Raw genomic sequence first — 271 nt, 5'->3', positions numbered from 1 at the left:
CTTTATCTCTGACTTAGAGCATTACCTTGGCCGCTCACTTGACGCCATAGTAGTAAACAACCACATTCCCAGCGATGAGATGATCGCTAGCTACAATTTAGAACGCGCGCAAGTAGTAGACGTTGAAGATTTGAGTACTCTTCAACAGAAGTATCAAGTGATTTACGCAGATTTAATTGATGAAGACAGTGACATAGTGCGTCACGATTCTGCCAAGCTAGCCTGTGCTTTATTACCGTATTTAAATGGCTTAAAAGACAATACCTTATCC

At 41.3% G+C, this 271-nt stretch carries 1 protein-coding gene; it reads left to right on the top strand.

Going from position 1 to position 271, the window contains the following annotated elements:
• Window positions 1–79 precede the first annotated feature (79 nt).
• A partial coding sequence (locus Q4528_RS13955) for a hypothetical protein (protein ID WP_303522187.1) occupies window positions 80–271 on the top strand: 192 nt, incomplete at its 3' end.

This window comes from Staphylococcus pasteuri, assembly GCF_030547725.1.
In the GTDB taxonomy this organism is placed as follows: Bacteria; Bacillota; Bacilli; order Staphylococcales; family Staphylococcaceae; genus Staphylococcus; species Staphylococcus pasteuri.
The sequence above is the reverse complement of the archived record's forward strand: the minus strand, read 5'-3'. Positions and strand labels throughout refer to the sequence as shown.